The organism is Streptococcus sp. AS20 (genome assembly GCF_000524255.1).
Taxonomy (GTDB): Bacteria; Bacillota; Bacilli; order Lactobacillales; family Streptococcaceae; genus Streptococcus; species Streptococcus constellatus.
The window spans coordinates 23,006-45,519 of record NZ_JANS01000004.1 but is presented as its reverse complement, the minus strand read 5'-3'; the positions used below and the strand labels follow the sequence as shown (position 1 = coordinate 45,519).

Below are 22,514 nucleotides of genomic sequence, written 5' to 3'. Positions count from 1 at the left end.
TTTTTTGACAAAATGTAAAAAAGGAGTAAAAATATGCGTTACAACCAGTATAGTTATACACCAGAAACAAGCGAAAAAATCCTAGCTGAAATGGAAAGCATTGGATTTTCTTTCCGCCAAGAGTATTCTGATAAAGAAAATTTAGAGACTTTTGTACGTAAAACTTTTTTTAATTATAAAAATACAGACTATGCCTTAAAATCTTTGGTTGCCAATTCAAAAACAGACTTACTCAGCTTTTTTACGTCCAATCAGAAATTGACAGCAAAAATTTTTTATACGATTGCTTTTCAATTGCTAGAATTTGTGCCATTTGTTGACTTTGACGATGTAGAAAAGTTCCGAAAGAACGTAAATTTCCCCATTATCTATGGAAACCTACTTGAAAATCTCTATCAGTTGCTCAATACGCGCACCAAAAATGGTAATCTTTTGATTGACAAACTCATCAGCGACGGCTTGATCCCCGAAGATAACACCTATCACTATTTCAACGGAAAGAGTTTAGCTACTTTTACCAGTCACAATGCTATCCGTGAAGTTGCTTATGTAGAATCGCGCGTGGATACTGATAAGGATAGTCTACCTGATTTGATTAAGGTCAGTATCATTCGTCCTCGTTTTGACGGACAAATTCCTGCGGTTATGACTGCTAGTCCCTATCATCAAGGAACGAATGATAAGGCTAGCGACAAAGCTCTGTATAACATGAATGTGGACTTGATTAAAAAAGAAACTGGAAAAATTACTGTTCATGACCCAGAACTGCACTTGGTTGAACCTCAAGGACAAGCTACATTAGTTGAGCAAACGGAAGAAACACTCGGTCATATCGGAACTTATACACTCAATGACTACCTTCTTCCTCGTGGTTTTGCTAATTTATATGTATCAGGTGTGGGAACAAAGGACTCTGACGGTCTTATGACGAGCGGAGATTATTATCAAATCGAGGCTTATAAAAATGTTATTGATTGGTTAAATGGTCGCTGTCGTGCTTTCACAGACCATACCAGACAACGAGAAATCAAAGCCACTTGGTCCAATGGAAAGGTTGCTACAACAGGAATCTCTTACCTCGGAACTCTGTCAAATGGGCTGGCTACAACTGGCGTAGATGGTCTTGAGGTCATTATTGCTGAAGCTGGCATTTCTTCTTGGTACAATTATTATCGTGAAAATGGTTTGGTGACAAGTCCTGGGGGCTATCCTGGTGAAGATTTTGACTCTTTGACTGAATTAACTTACTCACGCAACCTCTTAGCTGGTGAAAATCTCCGCCACAATGCAGCATACCAATCTCGTCTAACAGAATTAAAGGCAAATTTAGATCGCGAAACGGGTGATTATAATCAATTTTGGCATGACAGGAACTATCTGATTCACGCGCACAAAGTCAAAGCTGAAGTTGTCTTTACGCATGGCTCTCAAGATTGGAATGTCAAGCCGCTGAATGTCTACAATATGTTCCACGCGCTACCAGAACACATCAAAAAGCACCTCTTCTTCCACAATGGCGCCCATATCTATATGAATAACTGGCAATCCATTGACTTTCGTGAGTCCATGAATGCGCTTCTTAGCAAAAAATTGCTAGGATACGATTCTCAGTTTGAATTGCCAACTGTGATTTGGCAAGACAATCGTCAGGCTCAAAGTTGGCTGTCTTTAGAAACATTTGGCGATCAGAAGTACGGCACTCATTTCAACTTAGGTAAAGGCACACAAATTATCCCAAACCAATATGCTCAAGAAGACTACGACCGTTTTAGCAAAACTTATCAGACTTTCAAAAATGAACTTTTTGACGGAAAACTCAATCAAGTGACAGTGAATGTGACACTGGAAAAAGATTTATTCTTAAATGGCCCTGTTAAACTTAACCTTCGCCTTAAATCCAGTACTGATAAAGGCTTGATTTCTGCACAATTACTGGATGTTGGTCAAGCTAAACGGCTCCTTCCACTACCTAGTGTACTTGCACCAAAAGCTATGGATAACGGTCGCTTTTATATGTTAGAACATTTGATGGAATTACCCTTCAAAGAAACACCACATCGCGTCATCACCAAAGGTTTCCTAAATCTTCAAAATCGCACTGATTTGCTAACAGTCGAAGAAGCCACACCAGATCAATGGATAGAATTTTCTTTTGAACTTCAACCCACTATCTATAAAATGGCAGCAGGTGATACACTCCGTCTTGTCCTTTATACTACTGACTTTGAACACACTGTCCGTGATAATACCGACTATCACTTAACAATTGATTTAGAAAAATCTAGCCTAGATATACCAGATGTGTTAAAATAAAATCATAACTATTGAATATTAAGGAGAACCCAAATAATGATGAACATGCAATCAATGATGAAACAAGCACAAAAGCTACAAAAACAAATGGAAAAAGGACAGGCAGAACTAGCTGCGACAGAATTTATTGGCAAATCTGCCCAAGATCTCGTAGTCGCAACCCTTACAGGTGATAAAAAAATCGTCAAAATTGACTTTCAAGAAGCCGTTGTAGATCCAGAAGATTTAGAAACTTTATCTGATATGACAACCCAAGCCATCAATGCAGCTCTTGATGAGATTGATAATGCAACAAAGAAAAAATTAGGTGCATTCGCAGGGAAGTTACCATTTTAAAATACACTAAAAAACCAACCCCTCCTAGTTCATTACTAAGAGGGGCTTGTCTTATGTAAAATTAAAAAAGTCAAAAGCTTGATTGATTAGCAAGTCGGTGTATTTAGGATTATTTTGCAATTCTTTAATAGCTGTTTGTACTAACTGCACATCATCAGTGATAATGCCATCTACACCTAAACGCAACGATTTTGAAATAGCATTTTCATCATTGACCGTCCAATCATACAGTTTCTTGTCCGTTTGCCACAGCTTGAAAATAAAATTATCATCAAGTGTGGAGTACTCCATTGTATAGCCACTTGCCTTAGTGCGTGGGAAAATGGTATTGTAAGGAAGAATGAAAAAAGTTGGAATGCTGGCATCATATTTAACTACTTTATTGATGACTTTATAATCCAGTGAATGCATTTGGTGGCCATATTGTTTAATGGTGTTCCCATATTTATTCAGAAAGCGATCCATCATATCAGGCGAATCTTTCTTACTGGTTTTTATTTCAATCAGCAAGCGTTGACCTAATTCATTAGCACGTTTTAAATAAGCATCAAAACTCGAAATCTTTGTACGATAGCCATTTTCAGTAACATCCAAAGCTGTTAATTCTGTCAACGTCAAATCTTGTGGCTTCGCGTTGACTCCAGTCAAAGCAGATAAATTTGCATCATGCATCATGACAAATTGTCCATCCTTTGTTTCTTGAACGTCCATTTCAATATAGTCTGGCTTTAATAAGGCTGTCTTCTCTAACGATTGAATCGTATTTTGGACACCGTTTGCCTGTGAAACACCACGATGCGAAATCACAGCAGGATTGTTGCTCAACGGAATCTGAAGATAGCTATAACCCTCAGCTGCAAATGCTAAAAAAGCAATCGACATAACAACCCAACGATAGAGTCGATCTAACTTCCTGCGTGCACTGTGACAAAGTCTTTTCTCTGTCAAAAAAGCTACAAATTTAACTAAAAAATAGGTCAACATCAAATAGTGAGTCGTTTTCATCAGCACATAATTGACAACTCCGGCTATAAGCGCAGTTTGATTGGACTGACCGTCCGTATAAGTTTGAAGGCACAATAATGGAATCGTTATAGCGAAAAAGAGTAGAAAACTCTTGGTAACAATCCAAAACAAGTGCCAAGAATAGAACAGCAAACGCTTATGTGTTTTTTCCAAACTAAATCGAACCGCTTCTCTGACAGAGACATTTTCAATCAGAATTTTTGGCAACGCAAACATCAAACGGACAGCAATCAACAGCATCAGCAATACTAGTAAAGCAAGTCCAATTCCAGCTAAAAAGTAAGTATCTCGTAAATACGACACGATAAAATTCGGAATTAAAATTTTATTTAAATAATAAATTTTCAAGATTTTCCGAATGAACGGAAAAAGCAAACCAATGTACAATAAAACAAATGCAACTTTGCTGGGACGAACTTGTTTTAAAAGTGAAAAACCATCAGAGACTGTTTTTTTAGTGAATGCAAAAAGTGTACTTCCCTGCTGAGTCAGCAAATTATGAGCACCTAAAAAGAGCAAACCAACCTGAAAATAAGCGACTAGCAGGTTCACTAGAAATAATACAATAAATGCTAGAGTTAGCAGCAGATTGCTGGATAGTACCGCTAAGACATTATTGTACGATAAAAATTGATAACCTGTCAGCCTCAGCAAAGAATCTGCAGCCCAGGAATTAAAAGGTAACCAGAGATACTCCATTACCATAAAAATGATAAAAAATAAAAATAAAATTTTATCAAGGTTGTAATACAGCTTATGAAAGTCTAAACGTTGTTTCATCATTCTCCTTTAACTATCTCATCAGTAGAAGCATAGAGAGGATTTGCTATGCGAATCAAATCTCCATAACTTTTCTTTAATGTTTCAAAAGCAGTTCTAACCTCTATAGGAATTTCTACGTGCGAAATATAGCCTCTTCCCCTTGGTCCATAGCCCGATTCATCATCTGACAAACGATGAATTTCTCCCATCAACAGACTGATATAATGCTCTATTTCCCACATACCGTAAATAGACTGTTTAAATTCAAGCTTCTGATTCTTTACGGTTACATCAGCCTGATAAGTAGCAAAATTGATGATACATGTATCTGGAGAAAGATAGTTCCTGATTCCCGCTTCCATACGCGCCTGCATTGTCGCATCTTGACTAAGAATGATAGAATGAAAATCAATCTTCTCTCTTTTCAGCAAATCCAACAAATAAGTGATGTTGTTCCCACAATTAGTCGAGTGAGATTCCAAGTAATCAGCCGTTAAATTATACCTTTCTTTCAAATAAGCATTAAAAATTTCTGCCTCCGAAAAAGTTTGGGTTCCTATTTTCGGATATTCCTTTGCGACCACTTGCCGAAGAGTCTCTGTCGTATGTCCTGCCCCACCGACAATAATATAAGTCTTTGCTATTCCCTCTAACATAGCCTGCGCCAAAACGTCTCCACCTGCCAAAATACTTCCGCCAAACAGAACCATGACATCAACTTGTTTCAAGTGATATTTCTTTTTCAATGCTAACTGTGTTAATTCTGGCAAATCGCGTTTTCCACAAAAAGAGCCAAGGATATTGATATTGTTTGCTAGTTCTTCCTTTACCATACTTTTCATTCTATAAAAAAATCCCAGTTTCTTCAACCGAGATTCTCATTATCTTCCAAATAATCTTGCAAAGAAGCCTTTTTGTTCTTGTGCTTGTACTTTTTCCTTAGCTTCGTCTAATTCTAATAGCAACGTTTCACGTTCATTCATGGCCTTTGCAGTCAGTTGTTGCTGTTGATCTAATTGCTTATCCTTTTCAGCGATTTGAACATCTTTCACACGCAACTGCTCATCTTTTTTAGCCAATTGAACATCTTTTGCTTTTAGCTGATCATACAAGCGCACGATTTCAGCATTTTTCTCATCTACTAAAATTTCCATGAGTTCACGCTGTTTCACGTCCTCGCTGACTGGTTCATCTTCAAAAATCGTCTTTTTGTAGATTTCCTCCAGTTTTATCAAACCGCTACGCGTTACAACAGTGACCCCTTTTTCATTTTTGTCAGTATCTTCGGGTGCAAGAGTTTTAACTCGATTATTCATTGCCTGACGGCTAATTCCTAAAATTTCGGCTAACTCGCTGACTGTTTTTTCAATTGCCATAATTTCCTCTGAAACATTTCTAGATATAGATACCTAAATCTTATCATATCAAGGCTTAACTGTCAAATTTGCTCTGGATTTTAGGGAATTTCGCCGCATTTATGATACAATGAAATTTAAAGATTCCTTACAGATTTATCTACAGAAAGAGATACTATGAAACACTTTGATACAATCGTTATCGGAGGTGGTCCGGCCGGTATGATGGCTGCCATTTCCAGTTCTTTCTATGGACAGAAAACCCTGCTCCTTGAAAAAAACAAAAAATTAGGTAAAAAACTAGCTGGAACAGGTGGCGGTCGCTGCAATGTGACTAATAACGGTAACTTGGATGACCTCATGGCTGGCATTCCTGGCAATAGTCGCTTCCTCTTCAGCGTTTTCTCTCAATTTGACAATTATGATATCATCAACTTTTTTACAGAGAATGGTGTCAAACTCAAGGTCGAAGACCACGGTCGTGTTTTTCCAGCTACAGACAAGTCTCGGACGATTATTGAAGCCTTAGAACAAAAAATGAAAGAGCTAGGTGCTACAATTAAAACACAGACAGAAGTGGTTTCCGTAAAGAAAAATGAAGATTGCTTTATCATCAAATCAAGTAAATGCATGTGGAGCTGCGACCGCTTAATTGTCACAACAGGTGGCAAGTCCTATCCTTCAACTGGCTCTACCGGCTTTGGCTATGAGATTGCTCGCCATTTCAAACATACGATTACCGAGCTAGAAGCTGCTGAAAGCCCGCTTTTGACTGACTTCCCACACAAGGATTTACAAGGAATTTCCCTTCAAGACGTCACTCTCAGCTACGATAAACATGTCATCACTCACGACTTGCTCTTTACCCACTTTGGCCTATCCGGTCCGGCAGCTCTGCGCTTGTCTAGCTTTGTCAAAGGCGGCGAAACCATCTATCTAGATCTTCTGCCACAGATGAGTAAACAGGATTTGGCAGACTTTTTAGAAGAAAATCGGGAAAAATCCTTGAAGAATGCCTTGAAAGCCTCACTCCCTGAACGCTTGGCTGAATTTTTTGTTCAAGGCTTTCCTGAAAAAGTCAAACAGCTAACGGATAGAGAACGTAATCAACTCATCCGGTCCATCAAGGCTCTCAAAATCTCCGTGACTGGTAAAATGTCCCTTGCTAAGTCCTTTGTCACAAAAGGCGGAGTCAGTCTCAAAGAAATCAATCCAAAAACCTTAGAAAGCAAGCTCGTACCTGGTCTACATTTTGCTGGTGAAGTGTTAGATATCAATGCTCATACTGGCGGTTTTAACATCACCGTAGCTCTTTGTACCGGCTGGGTGGCAGGGAGTATGCATTATGAGTGATTGCTCATATTTTACTATTCAGCTCAAACAAAAGGAATCATAAAATGAATCGACTCGAAAATGTAGAATTTGTCAACGCTGTTCTTGGTGAGTTCCCAGATTGGATAGACTTGAAGTAGAACAAAATAGGCTAGGAAATTCCTAGCCTATTTATTCCGCATTGGTTCGAACATAAGCCGCAATCACTTCTGCAGCGTACTGAGCTGTACCTGAACCAAATTTATCAATATTCTCTTTAAACTCAAGATTTGCCACATAGCCTTTTCCGATAGAAGCAAAAACTTCCAACGAGCAATCAAAACCATAAGTTCGGATAGCCTGTAAAAGATTAGCTGCTTGCACTTGATTTTCTGCTGCATCTACTTTCAAACCTACTTGTAGATTTTCTGCCAAATTTCGGAATACTTGATTAAAGGCTTCCGTTGCTTGCTCCTCTTGACCTGCTTGTCTACTTGCCGCTTCATCTATAACAGCTTGCCCATATTTTTCGACAGCTTGGTCGCGATAGTTTTGATGATCTTGATAGGTAAATCCAACAAATTTTTCTTGTGTTGTCATTTTTCTTTCTCCTTTTTGCGCTTGAATTGTCTTTTGTAAGGTAGAAATCAAGGTATCTAAATGTTTCCTTTCCTGCTGCAAATACTGCAACTGTTTGTTCAAGTGAGGCAATAATTCCTGCTCTTGCTGACTTAGCAGCTCTGCTATTTCCTTTAAAGAAAATCCAAGATATTTGTAAAATAAAATAATTTGCAGGCGTTCCAAATCTGACTCACTATAAATTCGATAACCATTGGCTGACTTCTGCGGAATCAGCAGTCCAATTTTATCGTAGTGATGCAACGTTTTAACAGAAATACCAGAAAGCTGCGCAGCTTCTTTGATTTGATACATGATTTCCTCCTTACAATGATGATTATACACCCTGACCTAAGGTCATAGTCAACACATTTTTAAAATATTTATCAAAAAAAGATATCTGGGAGAAACTATCTTTGTGAAAGAGTATATAAGAGAGCAAGAAAGCTATTCCAGGCAACATGAGTCGCCATGCTATAGTAGATCCCATTTGTTTTCCTAAAGACCCAACCTAAAATGAGCCCGGGAACAAAATATAAAATAAAATCTGTCGTTGACCAGCCAAACTGCACAATATGACCCATACTAAATAGACTAGCAGAAACGACTAAATCCAAACGGAACCTTTGAAATCTCTTTAAGGCTGTCATGACAACGCCTCGATAAATCAATTCTTCCCAAATGGGGGTCAGAATACCCAGAATAATCCACATCCCCCAAAATAAAGCAGCACCTCTTATTGATTGCAAAACTTCATTGATGGCATTTTGATTTTGTCCATGCGGAAGGATCGGTGTTGCCAATGCATTCCACAGCAAATTCATAACGAAACCTGCTACACTATAACCTAGATAAGACCATTTGAATTGCGGTTTAACGATAATCAATTTTTCTTTATGTTTATAAATGACAAAAGTCAATAAAGCCACATGGCAAGCTGTAGCAATTGCTAGCCAAAAATAATACCAAGCATCTGATAAACTTCTAACGAAGTCTAAATGAAACAGAAGCCCTAAACCAGAATAATAAGATAGGCAAATACAGCCTATGCATACATAATATCCTATTGTCTTCTTCCACATAGAGCATCCTCCCTCTATCTTTTATAACATCACATTATGGTCTTTTCTTTGAAAAAGCAGGTGCTAGCTGACCAACCTAGCCCCAAGCACCGTTACCACCAGAATTTCCCCATCCCATATAGATGCCGGGAGTTCCATAAGGGGCACCCGGACCACCGCCAGGAGTGATTTTTGCTAGATTTCCGCCCGTTATTTGTGCTAAATTTTGTTCTTCTAACAATTGAAAGGTTGTATTTAATTTTGTATCTCCTTTAATTCTATCAAATCTCTATCAAAAAAATTCATCAAAATCCTGAATGGTATTTTTACCAAAAAAATTCTACTTTAGTAATTGATTGCAAATCATTTCCAAAGCAGAATGTTTATTTGATAGATGAAAGTCACAGATTGTCTAAATGATGCCTCACTTTAATTTCTATTCAGCAATATTCTTTATTGAATAAACTAAAAACATTCCTAAAAATAATAGAACTCCTAATGATACAGCAACATATACTATCCCCAGACTACTTGCTATCCCAACAAGTACTATAGATAAAATTCCTGGTAAAACAATACTGAGCATACTAATCCCAGACTGTACAGCACCCATTGATTGCTCCGGTACTAATCTAAAAACAGATTGTTGAAGACGAGGGCTTAGTATTCCAATTGAAAATGTATTGCCAAAAGCAGCAAGTAAGACAACTAGAAAATTATTGTTCAAAAATCCGACTAAAATCACGAATTCCATCACTTGGCTAAGATAAACACTTGTTTTTGTTGACATTTTTTTCATCACATTGCCACTTAGGAAATTACCGCACACTATACCGAGCAATTCAACTGTTGTTAAGATAGCTATGGATTGACCAGTTTCTAAACCAGCGAAAGGATACTTTATTAACAAAAGCGTCGTCACAGGAATCGTTACATTTATGACAGCTTGATTGATGGATAAAATCCCAATCAGTTTAATAATATTTCCAAGGCTTCCTAAAATCTTTAAAGAATCCAGCAAATGTTTCCAAAAATTTTTGCTGTCTAAAGCTTGCGTAATTTCAATCTGTTCTTCAAAACGAACAAGATTTGTTCTAATCAATAAGATACCAAAAAACGCAAATAAAAAAGTTAAGGCGTTCATACCGGCAAACATTCCAATATTGATAAAACCAATCAAAGCGCCTCCGCTTAGATTACCAAAGACACGAACTAAATTTGCTGTCGCTTGCTTAAAACCTAACGCAGATGTCATATCATTGTTAATAATTTTTACATAAATAGGCGTTATCATAGCACTTGAAAAATAACCAATCGTATCCGATACAAAATTGATGAGGCAAATAAGAAAAACAGAAACAAGTGAAAATTTTGTCCCGACCAGTATCAATGCTACAGTTGCGTACAGAACAAACTTAACAAACATCAAAACAGAGTACTTTCCAATTCGATTCTTTTGAAAATCCGCTACAACTCCTGTGAATATCTGCATAATTTGCGGCAATGTTTCAGATGTTGTAATCATAAGAATCGCAAGAGGTGCAAAAGCATAAGAAGATACATAATTGATAAACGCTAAGTAAAAAACTGTATCACCAAATGTAGATATCCATTCATTTATTGAAAGTTGCCTAAAGTTTCGATTTGAAAGAAAAATATTCAATTTCATCCCTCCAAGTGTATTTCAAACGGGAATTTATTCCCCAATAATGTCCAATAAATTCCTAATGTCCCAATTCCAAAGTCAAAAACATCTCGACGATTATCCTCACTTTGAAAAACTAATAAATGATGTTTATCTCGATAAGAACGTGTTATGAATATTCTTTTGATTTTTTCTTGTAACTCTTTATTATCATTTAATGCTTAATGTGACTAGTATACCATTAAAATTCACCATTTCTTTAAAATCGCATATTTGACATTTTTATTCTATAAACTTTCTAATTTGCAATTCTTGCAATTTTCTGAATCTTTAGAGTATACTACTTTTTAAAAAGGAGATCCCAAATGAGCAAACGCAAATTTATCGCCATTCTATTCACTATTATCATGGATATTATTATTTTCTGTCCTGTTATCTTCTGTTTTTAATAATTTTTCATATTGCTGTAATTTCAAAGTTAATAATGCTATTAACTGCGGATTATCCAGTACTTTCAGAGATTGAATAAAATCTTCAATCTCTTTTTGATTTTCTCCTCCTGTCTGAAGATAGATATTGATTTTTCTTAAAAATTGCAAAAGTAATTTTTCAAAGACATCGTAGGGTGTCAGCAACTTTTCTAGCTCACTTTCAAAAATGCTGATGTATTGATAGAGTTCACGTTCCATCATTTCTGAAATGACATTTAAGAAACAACTTTTCATATAAATTTGATTATAGACTAACTCTTTAAATTCCTTAGATTTCTCCATCAAACTTGTTGAAAGAAAAATTAAATCTTGATTCTCCAAAAAGGGCATAGCATTACAGAAAAGATAGAGCTCAAACCAAGTCCATGAATCAATGGCAAAAAGATAAGCTGTTATAAATTGCTTATCTTCTTCTTTTAAAATATAACTAGAATCCAAGGAGTGCAAGGCATTTTGAATCACAATTTTATTCAGACGGATATATTGTTGAGAGGATACTTTTTCTTGAACTTTGTGAAGCAGATCCTCCAAGCCGTCTTTATCCTGATGAACAAATAAATCGACAATTTGATGTCCCAATTGAATATGCTGAGATTCTTGATAACTATTGAGTTTATATGCAAACTCTGCAAATGTCATATTGATTCCTTCAATGGCAAGAAATAATTTATCTGCCGACAGCATAGATTGCCCTAACTCAAACTTAGAAAGCTGTGAAGCCGTCAGTCCTTCACACGCAACTTCATTTTGCTTCACACCTCTTGCTATCCGTAATTCTCTATAAAATTCACCTAGTTCCATTTTATCAATCATAAAGGTTCTCCATCACATCATAAAAACATAAATCGCAGACCAGCTACCAATATCACACCAAAAATCACGGTCACCACTAAGTTACGATAGCGAAAAGCAACATAAATTGTTGGAAAAACAGCTATTAAATCTAGCCATTTGAAGGTTGGAAACTGCCCTATCTTCCCATTTGTAATGCTGGATAAAATTAAAGCAAAAATAATAGAAATTGGTAAATACTGTAAAAACCGCTCTACAATCTTAGGCAAGCCACGATATTTCACCAATATAAATGGACTAATCCGTGATAACCATGTCACCAGGGCTGAGAAAAGAATAGCGACAAAAATATAATTATTTATCATCTAGCATTACCCCCACAGCACAGCCTAATAAGGTCGACATTAGAACAGCTAAAGACGAAGACACAAGCATACTTAACGCATAAAATGATAAAGCTACTACAGCCAAAATTACGATTAGTTTTTGAAGTTTTGTTTTATGTAGCATCACTAAAAATTGGGAAGAAAAAATGCCAATAAACATGGCAACTAGGGCAAAGTCTAATCCAAACACTTCTGGATTTGGCAAAAGACTTCCTAATGTCGTTCCGAACACCGTTCCTATCATCCAAGCAAGGTAGCTTGTTATATTATTTCCATACATCCATTGAAGCGAAATATCCTTTGTATGAACGTGCTCACTTAGTAAAACGCCGTATGTTTCATCTGTCAAAAGGATTCCGATACCGATATTTTGCCATAGACTTGCATGTCGAAAAAAAGTAGATGTATGAAGTCCCAGCAAAAATAGACGCAAATTGATTAAAAAGACTGTCAGAAGAATAGCTGTCACCGGTGCATGGATAGCGAGAAGCGCTAGCATAGCAAACTGAGCACTTCCTGCATAGACAAGAATACTCATCAGTGCCATTTCAAGAGGAGTGACATAAGAAGCACCAATAATGCCACAGGCTAACCCAATACTAATATAACCCAGAGCTGTTGGCACAGCTGCCTTAACACCAGCCTTAAAATTTTTTCCTATCATTCTTATTCTTCCATTGTCTCAAACGCCAGACTTGGCTTGGCATTCAGATTTAATGTTGCAAGATTGGCGTTGTTCCACTCACTGACACTGGCATAAGCAATCATTCCTGCATTGTCCCCACAGAGACGCAAAGGCGGTATGATAACTTTAATATCTGTTATTTCAGCTGCTAAACGTTCACGTAAGCCTTGATTAGCTGCAACACCACCCGCAACCACCAAGGTCTTGACAGGATATTTCCCTAAAGCCTTCTTTGTCTTTGCCATGAGAATATCTAAAACAGCAGCTTGAAAACTAGCTGCCAGATCTTCCTTGGAAAGAAACTCACCTTTTTGCTTAGCATTATGATGTAGATTAATAAAGGCTGATTTGAGACCAGAAAATGAAAATTCTAGATTGTCCTCTTTAATCATCGCTCTCGGAAAATCATAAATATCTTGTCCTTTATGGGCCAATTCATCTATCTCACGCCCTGCTGGATAAGTCAAACCCATCACACGACCAACTTTATCATAGGCTTCTCCGACCGCGTCATCACGTGTTTCCCCTACAATCTGATAATCCCCGGCTTCGCTAACATAAACCAACTCTGTATGCCCTCCGCTGACTAGTAGTGCTAAAAGAGGATATTCTAAGTTCTCGACATTCTGAGCAGCCATTAGATGTCCCGCCATGTGATTGACAGGAATAAGTGGTAAATGATGTGCCCACGCAAAGGACTTGGCAGCCGCCAATCCAACCAAAAGAGCCCCCACCAAACCAGGTCCATAGGTCACAGCTACGGCTGTCACATCTTGCTCGATAATGCCTGCTTCTGCCAAGGCTTCCTCAATGCAAGCCGTGATAGTTTCCACATGGTGGCGACTGGCCACTTCCGGTACCACGCCGCCGAAACGCTTATGACTCTCAATCTGGCTGGCAATGACATTGCTCAAAAGCTCAGTCTCATTCTTTAGAACCGCCACGCTGGTCTCATCGCAAGACGTTTCAAAAGCTAAAATATATCTATCTTCCATAGTTCTCCCTTTTCATGACGATCGCGTCTTCCACTGGCGCATGGTAATAGGCCTTCCGCCGCGCAATTTCTTCAAATCTTTCTTTTTTGTAGAATAGCAGAGCTGGCTTGTTGGACTCCCTCACTTCGAGGAAAATCTCTTTGTTAATGGGCAGATGTTCAAACAAAGCGGTCGCGATTTTCTTACCTTGATAAGCCTTCTTAACCGCAATTTGCAAAACTTCCGCTTCAAAATCTGACTCCTGAAAAGCCAGAAAACCAATTAAATTTTGACCCTCTAGAGCTAAAATATAGCTCGACAAAGGATGTTGTAAATCTTTCTCTATTTGTTCCACACTCCACGGACTGACTGCATACACGTCTTTCAATACCTGATAAATCCGCTCTGTCAAATCAACGGTCTGCTTTTTTTCATCTTTTTTAATCTCAATCATAAGCGTTTGATGTAAGAATCTTTCGTTTCTTCATGGTTTTTCAACCAATTTTCCTCCGCTTCCACTCGCTTGAGGTAGTTTGGCACAAAGTCATGAACAGAGCGAGCTGGTAATTGCAGACCGATTTTAGCAAGGAGTGCAGCGTTTGGCAGAGTTGTTTTGATAAAAGCTTCTGGCAAAACTGCTTGAATCTGCTCCGCAAAATTTTCCACTTCTCCTACAAAGGTTACTTGAGAATCAGGCTTGGCTTTTTCTAAGACCTCTTCAAAAGATAAATGAGCTTCTGGCTGAACGATCCTACCATTTTTATAAAAACCAGCATAAACATTGTTGCGTCTAGCATCCATGAGAGGAATAACCAAGCCATCAATACTTTCTGGTACCAGAATCCGTAAGCTAGAAACTCCAACCAAGCCAATCTTAAGGGTATGAGCCAGAGTTTTAGCTGTTGCTACAGCAATCCGCAAACCCGTATAACTACCCGGACCTTCTGCAACCACAATGCGTTCTAAGTCCGTTGGTTTTAAATCCAAACTTTCCATGAGAAAATCAATTGCTGGCATCAATGTAATGCTATGATTTTTTTTAATATTTATTGTCATCTCAGCAAGCAACTGTTCATCCTCTAAAATCGCAATTGCCAATGCTTTACTAGAGCTATCAAAAGCTAAAATTTTCATTTTTATATTTCCTTCGTGATAATCTAGTTTCTATTATACTACAAAAAATACGGATTTCCTCAATATGATTTCCAAAAAAATAAGACCTTGTGAAAATCATTTTCCTAGATTTTCCAACTTCTTTCTTTTACTAAATCAGCTTTTTATGATATAATGATTATAATTGTAACGTATCAAAATCAATTTATTACCCGGAAAATTAAATAGATGAAGACCGCCCTTGAAAATAAGGTGGCTATTTTCTGGTAGATTGATTATGAATGAGAAAGGAAATTAAATGATTTACAAAGTTTTTTATCAAGAAACAAAAGAGCGCAATCCACGACGCGAGAATACACAGTCGCTTTACTTGGATATTGACGCTAAGGATGAATTAGAAGGACGCATTAAAGCGCGTAAACTCGTTGAAGAAAAAACGCCTTACAATGTCGAATTTATCACACGCTTGTCTGATAAACATTTAGAATATGAAAAAGAATCAGGCAACTTTACAATTACGGAGCTCTAAACCATGTCTTATACTTTAAAACCCGAAGAAGTCGGTGTATTTGCCATTGGTGGCTTAGGAGAAATTGGAAAAAATACCTACGGAATTGAATACAAAGATGAAATTATCATCGTTGACGCTGGTATCAAATTTCCTGAAGATGACCTTTTAGGGATTGATTATGTTATTCCTGATTATTCCTATATCGTAGAAAACGTTGACCGTATCAAAGGTGTTCTGATTACTCATGGACATGAAGACCATATCGGTGGGATTCCTTTCCTACTCAAACAAGCCAATGTTCCGATTTATGCAGGACCACTTGCTCTAGCACTTATCCGCGGGAAACTAGAAGAACACGGTCTTTTACGTGATGCTAAGCTCTATGAGATCAATCAAAACACTGAACTTCAATTTAAACATTTAAAAGCAACTTTCTTCCGCACAACCCACTCTATTCCAGAGCCGTTAGGAATTGTCATTCACACACCTCAAGGGAAAGTTGTATGTACAGGTGACTTCAAGTTTGACCTTACACCCGTTGGAGAACCAGCGGATTTGCATCGAATGGCAGCTCTTGGCGAGGATGGGGTTCTAGTTCTTCTCTCTGACTCAACCAATGCAGAAATTCCGACTTTTACAAATTCGGAAAAAGTGGTCGGTCAGTCCATTATGAAAATCATTGAAAACATCCATGGACGGATTATTTTTGCTTCCTTTGCTTCCAATATTTTCCGCCTACAACAGGCTACTGATGCGGCTGTCAAAACAGGACGGAAAATTGCAGTCTTTGGTCGTTCAATGGAGAAAGCCATCGCCAATGGAATTGAACTTGGCTACATCAAGGCGCCTAAAGGTACTTTCATCGAGCCAAATGAGATTAAAGACTATCCTGCCGGCGAAATACTTATCATGTGTACAGGAAGCCAAGGAGAGCCAATGGCGGCTCTTTCACGCATCGCCAATGGAACACATCGTCAAGTACAGCTTCAACCAGGTGATACAGTGATTTTCTCTTCTAGTCCTATCCCAGGAAATACTACTAGTGTCAATAAGCTTATCAACACCATTTCAGAAGCTGGTGTTGATGTTATCCACGGTAAAATCAACAATATTCATACTTCCGGACACGGTGGACAGCAAGAACAAAAACTTATGCTTCGTTTGATAAAACCGAAGTATTTCATGCCAGTCCATGGTGAATACCGTATGCAAAAAGTGCATGCGGGACTTGCAATGGATACTGGAGTGCCTAAAGACAATATCTTTATCATGAGTAATGGAGACGTTTTAGCCTTAACTGCTAATTCTGCTCGCATTGCCGGAAGTTTCAATGCACAAGATATTTATGTCGATGGCAATCGTATCGGAGAAATTGGTGCTGCAGTCCTCCGTGACAGACGTGACCTTTCCGAAGATGGCGTCGTCCTTGCAGTCGCTACCGTTGACTTTAAATCGAAGATGATCTTAGCCGGTCCTGACATTCTCAGTCGCGGTTTCATCTATATGCGGGAATCAGGTGAACTGATCCGTCATAGCCAACGTATTCTTTTCAATGCGATACGTATTGCATTGAAAAATAAAGATGCCAGCATCCAGTCTGTCAATGGAGCTATTGTAAATGCTCTTCGACCATTTTTATATGAAAATACAGAGCGTGAGCCTATCATTATTCCAATGATTTTAACACCAGATGAAGATACTTTATAACAGAATTCTTACATAAATATAAAAAGAACTTAAATCTATTTAGATTCAAGTTCTTTTTTTCGTGGAGCAAATCATAATCGGAGTAATTATATACGGTTTTCAAATAACAACAAAAAAGAGAGGGCAAACCTCTCTTCTCTATATACTAATGAATTATTTAGCGATTTTTGCAAAGTATTCAAGAGTACGTACAAGTTGTGCAGTGTATGACATTTCGTTATCATACCAAGATACAACTTTCACCAATTGTTTTCCATCAACGTCAAGAACTTTAGTTTGAGTTGCATCAAACAACGAACCGAATGACATACCTACGATATCTGAAGAAACGATTGGATCTTCAGTATAACCGTATGATTCGTTAGCTGCTGCTTTCATAGCTGCATTTACTTCATCAACAGTAACGTTCTTTTCAAGAACAGCAACCAATTCAGTAACTGATCCAGTTGGAGTTGGAACACGTTGAGCTGAACCATCAAGTTTACCATTCAATTCTGGAATAACCAAACCGATAGCTTTAGCAGCACCAGTTGAGTTAGGAACGATATTTGCAGCACCAGCACGAGCACGGCGAAGATCACCTTTACGATGTGGACCGTCAAGGATCATTTGGTCACCAGTGTAAGCGTGGATAGTAGTCATCAAACCTTCAACGATACCGAAGTTGTCTTGAAGTGCTTTAGCCATTGGAGCCAAGCAGTTTGTAGTACATGAAGCACCAGAGATAACCGTTTCAGTACCATCAAGAACATCGTGGTTAGTGTTAAATACAATTGTTTTAACGTCACTTCCACCAGGAGCAGTGATAACAACTTTCTTAGCACCACCTTTAAGGTGTTTTTCAGCAGCATCTTTCTTAGCAAAGAAACCAGTTGCTTCCAAAACGATTTCTACACCATCAGTAGCCCAATCGATTTGTTCTGGGTCACGTTCAGCAGAAACCTTAACGAATTTACCGTTAACTTCGAATCCACCTTCTTTAACTTCCACAGTACCGTCGAAACGACCTTGAGTTGTGTCATATTTCAACAAGTGTGCAAGCATTACTGGATCTGTAAGGTCGTTGATACGAGTAACTTCAACACCTTCTACGTTTTGGATACGACGGAATGCAAGACGACCAATACGACCGAAACCGTTAATACCAACTTTAACTACCATTCGTGATTTCCTCCTTATGAAAATCAAAAAAATTTTTATGTGAAAAGAGTAACTTGAGTCGCTACAAATCACCTTTCAACATATCTATTATATACTTTCTCTCTTAAAATTGCAACTGATTTCATTGTTATTAACAAGTATTATGAGTTCTTTCACTAATTTTCATTTCGACTTTCATTGATTTGAAAAAGCAAGGTAATATCTTCTGAAAACGGAAGAACACAACTTACAAAATAGACAAGAATTTATAAATTCAGATTCATCAGATTGATTATTTTTTCTTTTGATTGACAGAGAGATTATTTTCCAAAAAAAGAAAAGGCACTCGCAAATGCGAGTGCCCAGGTTTAATTCAAAGCTTAAGCTTCACCTTTGTTTTTCTTAATGATTTCTTCTTGTACTGATTTTGGTACATCTTCGTAGTGGTCAAAGACCATCATGAAAGTACCGCGTCCTTGAGATGCTGAACGAAGAACCGTTGCATAACCGAACATTTCAGCAAGTGGTACATAAGCACGAACGATTTGGCTGTTACCATGAGCTTCCATACCATCAACACGTCCACGACGAGCTGTTACATGTCCCATAACGTCACCAAGGTTTTCTTCTGGAACAGTAATGGTAACAAGCATCATTGGTTCAAGAATGGTTGGTTGTGCAGTCTTAGCAGCTTCTTTCAACGCAAGTGAAGCTGCAACCTTGAAGGCTGTTTCAGATGAGTCAACATCGTGGTATGAACCATCATACAGTTTTGCTTTCACATCAACGATTGGATAACCTGCAAGGACACCGTTAGCCATTGACTCAACCAAACCTTTTTCTACGGCTGGGATAAATTCACGTGGAACCACACCACCAACGATAGCATTTTCAAACTCGAAGCCTTTTCCTTCTTCATTTGGAGTAAATTCAATCCAAACATCACCGAATTGACCTTTACCACCTGATTGACGTTTGAAGAATCCACGTGCTGATGTTTGTGCACGGAAAGTTTCACGGTAAGATACTTGAGGAGCACCCACATTTGCTTCCACTTTGAATTCACGACGCATACGGTCTACGAGGACATCCAAGTGAAGCTCACCCATACCAGAGATAACTGTTTCACCAGTTTCAACGTTTGTTTCAACACGGAATGTTGGATCTTCTTCAGCCAATTTTTGAAGAGCAATACCCATCTTGTCTTGGTCAGCTTTAGATTTTGGTTCCACCATCAATTGGATAACTGGCTCTGGGACTTCGATCGATTCAAGGATAATTTTTGCTTTTTCATCCGTCAATGAGTCACCAGTCGTGGTATCTTTCAAACCAACAGCTGCAGCGATATCACCTGCGTAAACAGTTTCGATTTCGTTACGGTGGTTTGCGTGCATTTGCAGGATACGTCCGATACGTTCGCGTTTACCTTTAGAAGTATTCAATACGTATGAACCGCTGTTCAAGACACCTGAGTAAACACGGAAGAATGTCAAACGACCTACAAATGGGTCCGTCATAATCTTGAAAGCAAGTGCTGCAAATGGTTCTTCATCAGAAGCTGGACGAGTTTCTTCTTCGTCTGTATCTGGGTTTACACCTTTAATAGCTGGAATATCAAGTGGGCTTGGAAGGTAGTCAATAACTGCATCAAGCATCATTTGAACACCTTTGTTCTTGAAGGCAGAACCAGCAAGAACTGGGAAGAATTCAACATTGATCGTTGCTTTACGGATTGCAGCTTTCAATTCTGCCTCAGTAATTTCTTCACCTTCAAGGTATTTCATCATCAAATCTTCATCAGTTTCAGCAACTGCTTCGACCAATTTTTCACGCCATTCTTGAGCTTGTTCAAGGTAATCTGCTGGAATATCTTCTTCAAGAATATCTGTTCCAAGGTCATTTGTATAGATTTCAGCTTTCATGCGAACCAAGTCAATGATTCCACGGAAGTCGTCCTCTGCACCAATTGGTAATTGAATTGGATGAGCATTTGCTTGAAGACGATCGTGAAGAGTGCTTACTGAATAAAGGAAGTCAGCACCAATTTTATCCATTTTGTTAGCAAATACGATACGTGGGACACCATATTCAGTTGCTTGACGCCAAACTGTTTCCGTTTGAGGTTCAACACCTGATTGTGAATCAAGAACAGTTACAGCACCGTCCAATACACGAAGTGAACGTTGTACTTCGATAGTGAAGTCCACGTGCCCTGGCGTGTCGATAATATTGACACGGTAATCTTTCCATTGCGCTGTTGTTGCAGCAGATGTGATGGTGATACCACGTTCTTGTTCTTGTTCCATCCAGTCCATTTGTGAAGCACCTTCGTGTGTTTCACCAATTTTATGGATTTTACCGGTATAGTAAAGAATACGTTCAGTCGTTGTTGTTTTACCAGCATCGACGTGAGCCATGATACCGATGTTACGAGTTTTTTCAAGTGAAAATTCGCGAGCCATTTGGTTATTTCTCCTATTATTTTATTTACAGTTTATTATAACATATTTTAAGAAAAGCGAGTAGGCAAATCCTACCCGCTTGTTGATTACTCATGCTAATTAGTAAGAGTACTGAGCTTTTTGCAAGTCTCTAAAAAGAGTAGCAATCTTACCAACGGAAGTGAGCAAAAGCACGGTTAGCTTCAGCCATACGGTGAGTATCTTCACGTTTTTTAACAGCTGCACCAGTATTGTTTGCCGCATCCATAATTTCTTTCGCAAGACGATCTTGCATAGTGTGTTCTCCACGTGAACGTGAAATAGTTACCAACCAACGAAGCCCAAGAGTTGTACGACGTTCTGGACGAACTTCAACTGGGACTTGATAGTTAGACCCACCAACACGGCGAGCACGTACTTCAAGTACAGGCATGATGTTTTCCATAGCTGTTTCAAATACTTCAAGTGCATCGTTTCCAGTAGCTTCTTTGATTTGCTCAAAAGCGCCATATACAATTGAAGCAGCTGTACCACGTTTCCCATCAAGCATAACGCGGTTGATAAGACGTGTCACTAATTTTGAATTGTAGAGCGGATCTGGCAATACTTCGCGCTTAGGCGCACGGTTTTTACGACTCATTTATCTTTATCCCCTTTCCTTATGCTTTTGGTTTTTTGGTACCGTATTTAGAACGGCCTTGCTTACGATCAGTTACACCTGCTGTATCAAGTGCACCACGAACGATGTGATAACGTACCCCTGGAAGGTCTTTTACACGTCCACCACGAAGAAGCACAACACTGTGTTCTTGCAAGTTATGTCCGATACCTGGGATATAAGCGGTTACTTCAATAAGATTGCTCAAACGTACACGAGCAAATTTACGAAGAGCCGAATTTGGTTTTTTAGGTGTCATAGTCCCAACACGAGTTGCTACACCACGTTTTTGTGGTGAGTTTTCACGAGTAGGCACACGTTTCAGACTATTATAACCAACGTTTAAAGCTGGTGATTTAGATTTTTCTACTTTTGATTTACGCGGTTTGCGAACCAATTGGTTAATTGTAGGCATCTACATTTCTCCTGTATTTTTTTAATTTTGGTGATGATACACTTGGTGACAGCTATCATCTGCGTGTACTTTTGCAACATTTGTCAGCACGTCTCTGTACACTTTTGAGAGACCAAAAGTAAAAAGTACCGTCTATTAGTATAACACGACGACACTTTCTTTGTCAATATATTTTTATAGTTTTCTTGCTGAGTTCCCATCTATTGTCCCGTAGTATTTGTGGCTGGGACACCTGCTCCGTTAGTCGTTGGAGTTTGAGCTGAATTGGTCTCAGCCTGTCCTGTGGTAGCTGAAGTTGCAGGAGCTTGATAGGTTTGTTGATAAGTTTGCCCTGCATCTGTTTGAGGCGTCACAGCGTTTTGATTTGCTGTAGCAGCTGCTTCATTGGCTTCACGCGCAGCAATCGCGTCACTAACTGCCTTAATCCGTTGTTGAAGTTGAGCTTTTTGAGCTTCGTCTTTCAACTTGTCCACTTTTTCTTGAGCAGGCGTTACATTAGCCGTCGTCTGCTCTGTCTCCAATTTTTTAACAGCATCTTCTGCCTCTTGTGCAATTTTGGCTTGCTCTTTTTTCTCTTTTTCTGCTTTCGATTCTGAAGATTTTGATGTTGAAATGGTTCGCCTTACAGTCGGAGCAGCTGCACGCGTCGCATCATCTTGCTTTTTAACGAAAAATAATCCAGCAGCAAGAATGAGTACCAAAGCTATAACAATCGAAATTCTTAGCCACAAAGAGCTTTGATCCAATTTATCCAATATATTTTTCAAATTCTCA

23 protein-coding genes are annotated in these 22,514 nt (G+C 38.5%); 5 read left to right on the top strand and 18 right to left on the bottom strand.

Annotated elements, in window-relative coordinates:
* The first annotated feature begins 33 nt into the window (after positions 1–33).
* Both HMPREF1514_RS00725 and HMPREF1514_RS00720 read left to right on the top strand, forming a co-directional pair.
* Complete coding sequence (locus tag HMPREF1514_RS00725; RefSeq protein ID WP_037596512.1) at positions 34–2,313, top strand: Xaa-Pro dipeptidyl-peptidase; 2,280 nt, start codon at positions 34–36, stop codon at positions 2,311–2,313.
* A gap of 36 nt (positions 2,314–2,349) precedes the next feature.
* A complete protein-coding gene (locus tag HMPREF1514_RS00720; protein WP_037596509.1) occupies positions 2,350–2,649 on the top strand; it encodes a YbaB/EbfC family nucleoid-associated protein in 300 nt (99 codons plus the stop codon).
* 51 nt (positions 2,650–2,700) lie between these two features.
* On the opposite strand, the gene HMPREF1514_RS00715 is transcribed toward HMPREF1514_RS00720, so the two are convergent.
* From HMPREF1514_RS00715 to HMPREF1514_RS00705, 3 genes are read right to left on the bottom strand one after another with little or no spacing between them, the layout of a single operon-like run.
* Entirely contained in the window at positions 2,701–4,458 is a 1,758-nt protein-coding gene (locus HMPREF1514_RS00715) for a glycerophosphoryl diester phosphodiesterase membrane domain-containing protein (RefSeq protein WP_037596506.1), read from the bottom strand.
* On the bottom strand, positions 4,455–5,270 hold the full coding sequence (locus tag HMPREF1514_RS00710) for a hypothetical protein (protein ID WP_037596609.1): 816 nt from the start codon (positions 5,268–5,270) through the stop codon (positions 4,455–4,457). Before HMPREF1514_RS00710 ends, HMPREF1514_RS00715 begins: the two co-directional genes overlap by 4 nt.
* A 48-nt stretch (positions 5,271–5,318) precedes the next feature.
* Positions 5,319–5,813 (bottom strand): DUF536 domain-containing protein, encoded by a 495-nt coding sequence (locus HMPREF1514_RS00705; RefSeq protein ID WP_003029403.1) that lies wholly within the window; start codon positions 5,811–5,813, stop codon positions 5,319–5,321.
* Positions 5,814–5,969: 156 nt separating this feature from the next.
* Between HMPREF1514_RS00705 and HMPREF1514_RS00700 the strand changes: the two genes are divergently transcribed.
* On the top strand, positions 5,970–7,145 hold the full coding sequence (locus tag HMPREF1514_RS00700) for an NAD(P)/FAD-dependent oxidoreductase (RefSeq protein WP_037596503.1): 1,176 nt from the start codon (positions 5,970–5,972) through the stop codon (positions 7,143–7,145).
* A gap of 150 nt (positions 7,146–7,295) precedes the next feature.
* On the opposite strand, the gene HMPREF1514_RS00695 is transcribed toward HMPREF1514_RS00700, so the two are convergent.
* From HMPREF1514_RS00695 to tsaB, 10 genes are all read right to left on the bottom strand, one after another.
* A complete protein-coding gene (locus HMPREF1514_RS00695; protein WP_037596501.1) occupies positions 7,296–8,036 on the bottom strand; it encodes a MerR family transcriptional regulator in 741 nt (246 codons plus the stop codon).
* Between the two features lie 95 nt (positions 8,037–8,131).
* Positions 8,132–8,803 (bottom strand): CPBP family intramembrane glutamic endopeptidase, encoded by a 672-nt coding sequence (locus HMPREF1514_RS00690; protein WP_037596498.1) that lies wholly within the window; start codon positions 8,801–8,803, stop codon positions 8,132–8,134.
* Between the two features lie 76 nt (positions 8,804–8,879).
* Positions 8,880–9,023, bottom strand: a complete 144-nt coding sequence (locus HMPREF1514_RS09395; RefSeq protein ID WP_156921856.1) for a hypothetical protein — start codon at positions 9,021–9,023, stop codon at positions 8,880–8,882.
* 195 nt (positions 9,024–9,218) lie between these two features.
* Positions 9,219–10,445, bottom strand: a complete 1,227-nt coding sequence (locus HMPREF1514_RS00685; protein WP_037596607.1) for an MFS transporter — start codon at positions 10,443–10,445, stop codon at positions 9,219–9,221.
* 374 nt (positions 10,446–10,819) lie between these two features.
* Positions 10,820–11,731, bottom strand: a complete 912-nt coding sequence (locus HMPREF1514_RS00680; RefSeq protein ID WP_049476305.1) for a helix-turn-helix domain-containing protein — start codon at positions 11,729–11,731, stop codon at positions 10,820–10,822.
* 17 nt (positions 11,732–11,748) lie between these two features.
* The gene (locus HMPREF1514_RS00675; protein ID WP_003070962.1) at positions 11,749–12,075 is read right to left on the bottom strand and encodes an AzlD domain-containing protein; all 327 of its coding nucleotides are present in this window, start codon (positions 12,073–12,075) and stop codon (positions 11,749–11,751) included.
* Complete coding sequence (locus tag HMPREF1514_RS00670) at positions 12,065–12,760, bottom strand: AzlC family ABC transporter permease (protein ID WP_037596496.1); 696 nt, start codon at positions 12,758–12,760, stop codon at positions 12,065–12,067. The genes HMPREF1514_RS00675 and HMPREF1514_RS00670 overlap by 11 nt, the downstream gene beginning before the upstream one ends.
* Positions 12,761–12,762: 2 nt before the next feature.
* Positions 12,763–13,776, bottom strand: a complete 1,014-nt coding sequence (gene tsaD, locus HMPREF1514_RS00665; protein WP_037596494.1) for a tRNA (adenosine(37)-N6)-threonylcarbamoyltransferase complex transferase subunit TsaD — start codon at positions 13,774–13,776, stop codon at positions 12,763–12,765.
* A complete protein-coding gene (gene rimI, locus HMPREF1514_RS00660) occupies positions 13,766–14,209 on the bottom strand; it encodes a ribosomal protein S18-alanine N-acetyltransferase (RefSeq protein WP_003070965.1) in 444 nt (147 codons plus the stop codon). Before rimI ends, tsaD begins: the two co-directional genes overlap by 11 nt.
* Entirely contained in the window at positions 14,206–14,889 is a 684-nt protein-coding gene (gene tsaB / locus HMPREF1514_RS00655) for a tRNA (adenosine(37)-N6)-threonylcarbamoyltransferase complex dimerization subunit type 1 TsaB (RefSeq protein WP_037596492.1), read from the bottom strand. The genes rimI and tsaB overlap by 4 nt, the downstream gene beginning before the upstream one ends.
* A 277-nt stretch (positions 14,890–15,166) precedes the next feature.
* On the opposite strand from tsaB, the gene HMPREF1514_RS00650 reads away from it, so the two are divergent.
* Complete coding sequence (locus HMPREF1514_RS00650; RefSeq protein ID WP_003070969.1) at positions 15,167–15,397, top strand: DNA-dependent RNA polymerase subunit epsilon; 231 nt, start codon at positions 15,167–15,169, stop codon at positions 15,395–15,397.
* A 3-nt stretch (positions 15,398–15,400) separates the two neighbouring features.
* A complete protein-coding gene (rnjA, locus tag HMPREF1514_RS00645; protein ID WP_003070971.1) occupies positions 15,401–17,086 on the top strand; it encodes a ribonuclease J1 in 1,686 nt (561 codons plus the stop codon).
* A gap of 153 nt (positions 17,087–17,239) precedes the next feature.
* On the opposite strand, the gene gap is transcribed toward rnjA, so the two are convergent.
* The 5 genes from gap to HMPREF1514_RS00620 form a co-directional block, all read right to left on the bottom strand.
* Entirely contained in the window at positions 17,240–18,247 is a 1,008-nt protein-coding gene (gene gap, locus HMPREF1514_RS00640) for a type I glyceraldehyde-3-phosphate dehydrogenase (protein ID WP_003070973.1), read from the bottom strand.
* 359 nt (positions 18,248–18,606) lie between these two features.
* Positions 18,607–20,688 carry an elongation factor G gene (gene fusA, locus HMPREF1514_RS00635; RefSeq protein ID WP_003070974.1) on the bottom strand — a complete coding sequence of 694 codons (2,082 nt, stop codon included), beginning with the start codon at positions 20,686–20,688 and terminating at the stop codon, positions 18,607–18,609.
* A 148-nt stretch (positions 20,689–20,836) separates the two neighbouring features.
* The gene (gene rpsG / locus HMPREF1514_RS00630; protein WP_003026449.1) at positions 20,837–21,307 is read right to left on the bottom strand and encodes a 30S ribosomal protein S7; all 471 of its coding nucleotides are present in this window, start codon (positions 21,305–21,307) and stop codon (positions 20,837–20,839) included.
* A gap of 19 nt (positions 21,308–21,326) precedes the next feature.
* Positions 21,327–21,740: a 30S ribosomal protein S12 gene (gene rpsL / locus HMPREF1514_RS00625; protein WP_003026451.1), complete on the bottom strand. Its 414-nt coding sequence runs from the start codon at positions 21,738–21,740 to the stop codon at positions 21,327–21,329.
* A gap of 200 nt (positions 21,741–21,940) precedes the next feature.
* A complete protein-coding gene (locus tag HMPREF1514_RS00620; protein ID WP_037596489.1) occupies positions 21,941–22,507 on the bottom strand; it encodes a hypothetical protein in 567 nt (188 codons plus the stop codon).
* Positions 22,508–22,514 lie beyond the last annotated feature (7 nt).

Coding starts and splice junctions, on each gene's coding strand:
- rpsG (WP_003026449.1), bottom strand. CDS start 21,307: ATGAGTCGTAAAAACCGTGCGCCTAAGCGCGAAGTATTGCCAGATCCG.
- rimI (WP_003070965.1), bottom strand. CDS start 14,209: ATGATTGAGATTAAAAAAGATGAAAAAAAGCAGACCGTTGATTTGACA.
- rnjA (WP_003070971.1), top strand. CDS start 15,401: ATGTCTTATACTTTAAAACCCGAAGAAGTCGGTGTATTTGCCATTGGT.
- HMPREF1514_RS00650 (WP_003070969.1), top strand. CDS start 15,167: ATGATTTACAAAGTTTTTTATCAAGAAACAAAAGAGCGCAATCCACGA.
- HMPREF1514_RS00705 (WP_003029403.1), bottom strand. CDS start 5,813: ATGGCAATTGAAAAAACAGTCAGCGAGTTAGCCGAAATTTTAGGAATT.
- HMPREF1514_RS00725 (WP_037596512.1), top strand. CDS start 34: ATGCGTTACAACCAGTATAGTTATACACCAGAAACAAGCGAAAAAATC.
- HMPREF1514_RS00695 (WP_037596501.1), bottom strand. CDS start 8,036: ATGTATCAAATCAAAGAAGCTGCGCAGCTTTCTGGTATTTCTGTTAAA.
- HMPREF1514_RS00675 (WP_003070962.1), bottom strand. CDS start 12,075: ATGATAAATAATTATATTTTTGTCGCTATTCTTTTCTCAGCCCTGGTG.
- rpsL (WP_003026451.1), bottom strand. CDS start 21,740: ATGCCTACAATTAACCAATTGGTTCGCAAACCGCGTAAATCAAAAGTA.
- HMPREF1514_RS00700 (WP_037596503.1), top strand. CDS start 5,970: ATGAAACACTTTGATACAATCGTTATCGGAGGTGGTCCGGCCGGTATG.
- HMPREF1514_RS00680 (WP_049476305.1), bottom strand. CDS start 11,731: ATGATTGATAAAATGGAACTAGGTGAATTTTATAGAGAATTACGGATA.
- HMPREF1514_RS00670 (WP_037596496.1), bottom strand. CDS start 12,760: ATGATAGGAAAAAATTTTAAGGCTGGTGTTAAGGCAGCTGTGCCAACA.
- HMPREF1514_RS00710 (WP_037596609.1), bottom strand. CDS start 5,270: ATGGTAAAGGAAGAACTAGCAAACAATATCAATATCCTTGGCTCTTTT.
- tsaD (WP_037596494.1), bottom strand. CDS start 13,776: ATGGAAGATAGATATATTTTAGCTTTTGAAACGTCTTGCGATGAGACC.
- gap (WP_003070973.1), bottom strand. CDS start 18,247: ATGGTAGTTAAAGTTGGTATTAACGGTTTCGGTCGTATTGGTCGTCTT.
- HMPREF1514_RS00690 (WP_037596498.1), bottom strand. CDS start 8,803: ATGTGGAAGAAGACAATAGGATATTATGTATGCATAGGCTGTATTTGC.
- tsaB (WP_037596492.1), bottom strand. CDS start 14,889: ATGAAAATTTTAGCTTTTGATAGCTCTAGTAAAGCATTGGCAATTGCG.
- HMPREF1514_RS00715 (WP_037596506.1), bottom strand. CDS start 4,458: ATGATGAAACAACGTTTAGACTTTCATAAGCTGTATTACAACCTTGAT.
- HMPREF1514_RS00720 (WP_037596509.1), top strand. CDS start 2,350: ATGATGAACATGCAATCAATGATGAAACAAGCACAAAAGCTACAAAAA.
- fusA (WP_003070974.1), bottom strand. CDS start 20,688: ATGGCTCGCGAATTTTCACTTGAAAAAACTCGTAACATCGGTATCATG.